4 protein-coding genes are annotated in these 3625 nt (G+C 71.9%); all 4 read left to right on the plus strand.

Annotated elements, in window-relative coordinates:
* Positions 1-66 precede the first annotated feature (66 nt).
* On the plus strand, positions 67-1329 hold the full coding sequence (locus tag ACY45C_RS00655; RefSeq protein WP_462185750.1) for a serine hydroxymethyltransferase: 1263 nt from the start codon (positions 67-69) through the stop codon (positions 1327-1329).
* A gap of 131 nt (positions 1330-1460) precedes the next feature.
* A complete protein-coding gene (locus ACY45C_RS00660) occupies positions 1461-2702 on the plus strand; it encodes an alpha/beta fold hydrolase (protein WP_462185718.1) in 1242 nt (413 codons plus the stop codon).
* Positions 2699-3172 (plus strand): tRNA (adenosine(37)-N6)-threonylcarbamoyltransferase complex ATPase subunit type 1 TsaE, encoded by a 474-nt coding sequence (tsaE, locus tag ACY45C_RS00665; protein WP_462185719.1) that lies wholly within the window; start codon positions 2699-2701, stop codon positions 3170-3172. Before ACY45C_RS00660 ends, tsaE begins: the two co-directional genes overlap by 4 nt.
* Before the next feature lie 112 nt (positions 3173-3284).
* On the plus strand, positions 3285-3625 hold a 341-nt coding region (tsaB, locus tag ACY45C_RS00670), incomplete at its 3' end, for a tRNA (adenosine(37)-N6)-threonylcarbamoyltransferase complex dimerization subunit type 1 TsaB (RefSeq protein ID WP_462185720.1).

Raw genomic sequence — 3625 nt, forward strand, 5'->3', positions numbered from 1 at the left:
CGATCGAGCGGAACGGTGCCGCGCGCCTGGGCACCCCCGGCCGGATCAGACCTGCCGGAGGTCAAGGTGCATCAACCACCGATTCCCCACCTCGCCGTCGCCGATCCCGAACTCGCCGGTCTCGTCGAGGCCGAAGCCACGCGCCAGTTCTCGTCGATCAGGCTGATCGCGTCGGAGAACTACGTCTCTACCGCGGTGCTGGAGGCGTCCGGCTCCGTGCTGACCAACAAGTACTCCGAGGGCTACGTCGGTCGGCGTTACTACGAGGGCCAGCAGGTCATCGATCCGATCGAGACGCTTGCGGTCGACCGTGCCAAGGCGCTGTTCGGGGTCGAGCACGCCAACGTCCAGCCGTACTCGGGTTCCCCGGCGAACCTCGCCGTCTATCTGGCCTTCGCCGAGCCAGGGGACACCGTGATGGGCCTGTCGTTGCCGATGGGCGGCCATCTGACCCACGGCTGGAGCGTCTCCGCGACCGGCACGTGGTTCCGCAGCGTCCGGTACGGCGTGCGCGCCGGCACCGGCCGCATCGACCTGGACGAGGTGCGCGACCTCGCCCTGGCCGAGCGTCCCAGGATTATTTTCTGCGGCGGTACGGCGATCCCGCGGACGATCGACTTCCCGGGGTTCGCCGCGATCGCGCGGGAGGTCGGGGCGGTGCTCGTCGCGGACATCGCGCACATCGCCGGGCTGATCGCGGGCGGGGCACACCCCTCGCCGGTGGGGCACGCCCCGGTGATCTCCACCACCACGCACAAGACGCTGCGCGGCCCGCGCGGGGCGATGCTCCTCTCCGACGCCGAGCACGCCACCGCGATCGACAAGGCGGTGTTCCCAGGCCTGCAGGGCGGGCCGCACAACCACACCACCGCGGCGATCGCCGTCGCCCTGCGCGAGGCGGCGGCACCCGCGTTCCGCGACTACGCGCACGCGGTCGTGGCGAACGCCCGCGCGCTGGCCGAGGCCCTGGTGGAGCGGGGCTTCGACCTGGTCACCGGCGGTACCGACAACCATCTGATCCTGATCGACCTGACCGGCAGGGACATCGGCGGCAAGCCCGCGGCCCGGGCGCTCGACCAGGCCGGGATCGAGCTGAACTACAACGCGGTGCCCTTCGACCAGCGCAGGCCCTTCGACCCGTCCGGTATCCGACTGGGAACCGCCGCCATCACCACCCGCGGCCTGGGCGCCGGTCACATGCCGGTGCTCGCCGGCTGGATCGACGATGTCGTCAAGGCCGCCGTGGCCGGCGACACCGCGACCATCACCCGGGTCCGGGAGCAGGTCACCGAGCTGACCGCCGCCTTCCCGATGCCGGGCTTCGCCTGAGCACGGGATCCGCGTACAGGCCCGGTAAGCGGCCCCGGCTGACGCCCCCCACGTCCCGGCCGGGGGCCCGTCGGCCGGCGTGGCCGGGTGCATCATCGGTGCAGAAGAGGCACCGAGGAGAGGTGGCGCCGATGGCGAAGACCGTGGGTGCGATCGCGGGTTCCCGCTCGGCTCGGGCCACGGGGTCGCTCGGGGTGGTCGGTGCCGCTGCCGTCGCGGCGGGCCTGGTCGCCGAGCGGCGGATGATCCGCCGTCGGCGTGGGATGGCCGATCTCGCGTCCGACGCGCGGATCGAGCCGATCAGGGGTTGGGTCACCACCGTGATCGCGGGGGACGGTATTCCGCTGTACATCGAGGAGATCGGCCCGTCGGACGCCCCGGTGACGCTGGTGTTCGTCCACGGGTTCTGCGTCACGGCCGATTCCTGGATCCTGCAGCAGCGGGCGCTCACGGACCTCGGCCGGATGGTCTTCTATGATCAGCGGGCGCATGGGCGTTCCGGGCCGTCCGAGGTCAAGAACTGCACCATCGACGTACTCGCCGACGACCTCTTCCGAGTGATCACCGAGCGGGTCCCCCGGGGGCCGATCATCCTGGTGGGCCATTCGATGGGCGGCATGACGGTGCTGGGTCTGGCCGACACCCACCCGGAACTGTTCGATGACCGCATCGTCGGGGTGGCCCTGCTCGCCACCAGCGCCGGTGAGCTGGCCCGGCTGACCTTCGGGCTGCCGGCGTCGGTGACCGGGGTGGTGCGCCGCGTTCTGCCGGGTTTCGCGGTCGGTATGCGGCACGCGCCGAGCCTGCTCGAACGTGCCCGGCGGCGGGGCAGCGACCTGTCGTGGGAGCTGACGCGGCGCATCGGGTTCGGATCGACCGAACTACCGCCGTCGGTGGTCTCCTTCCTGGAGACCATGGTCGCGGACACCCCGATCCCGGTCATCGCGGCGTTCCTGCCCACCCTGCTCGACCACGATCGGCTCGTGGCGGCCGAGCGGCTGGCGGAGATCCCGACCGTGCTCATCGTCGGGGACGCCGACCTGATGACCCCGCTTGCCCACAGCCGCACCCTGGCGGAGGTGTTGTCCCGGGCGGAGCTCATCGTCGAGGAGGGCGCCGGGCACGCCATCATGTTGGAACGCCCGGACGTGGTGAACGCCGCCATCCGGGAGATGGCACGGCAGGCGATGGTGCCACGCGCCATGCCGCGCCCGCGGTCGGCACGGGCCGACCGGTCGGCGCCGGCACAGACCGGTCGGTCGGGACGGACCGGTCGGTCGGGGTCGGCACGGGCCGGTCGGTCGGCACGGTCCGAGACATTCTCCGTCTCCCCACGCGGGCCCCGGAGCGAGGCGACGACGGAAGGCACATGAACACGGTCGAGGTATCCACGGCGGAGCGCATGCGGGAGTTCGGGGCCTGGTTGGCCGCCCTGCTGCGACCCGGGGACCTGCTCGTGCTCTCCGGCCCGCTTGGCGCGGGCAAGACGGTCCTGGCCCAGGGGATCGCGGCCGGGCTGGGCGTGCGGGAAACGGTCACCTCGCCGACGTTCGTGCTGGCCCGGATCTACCCGGACGGGCGGATTCCCCTCGTGCACGTGGACGCCTACCGGCTCGGTGGGGTCGCCGAGGTCGACGATCTCGACCTCGACGCCGACGTCGACACCTCGGTCACCGTGGTCGAGTGGGGCGTCGGTCTTGTGGAACGTCTCACGCAGGATCATTTGGAGATCGTGATCTCCCGGCCACGTGCCGACGAGGTCGGGGAGACTCGGATAGTCCGCCTCGTCCCGTCCGGGGCCAGCTGGATCGAACGGCTGCGCGCACGTGCGCCGGTGAGTTGAGACTCCCCGCATCGACCCGCCGCGCGCGGCGTGACATCGGTGGCATCGTGGTGGTGGAGCGGGTGCCCGCCGTGGTCGGCGAGGCGATCCGTAGTCTGGACGAGTGCTGGTGATGGCTCTTGACACATCCACGGCAGCGTGCTCGGTCGCGCTTGCCGAGCTGACGTCGTCCGACCCCGCGCGGCCGGTGAGTGGGACGGGTGGCGAGCGCGCCGCGCTCGGGGTGCACGTGTGGCCGCGAGCGGTCATGGTCACCGTCGACGCCCGCCGCCACGGGGAGTTGCTGGCGTCGTCGATGCGCGCGGTGCTCGCCGAGGGGGGTGCCCGCCCCACCGATCTCGACGTCGTGGTCGTGGGCGCCGGTCCCGGGCCGTTCACCAGTCTGCGGGTCGGGATGGTGACCGCCGCCGCCTTCGCTGACGCACTGGGCGTGCCGGTGCACGGGGTGTGCTC

The sequence above is a fragment of the Frankia sp. CcWB2 genome (genome assembly GCF_977927585.1).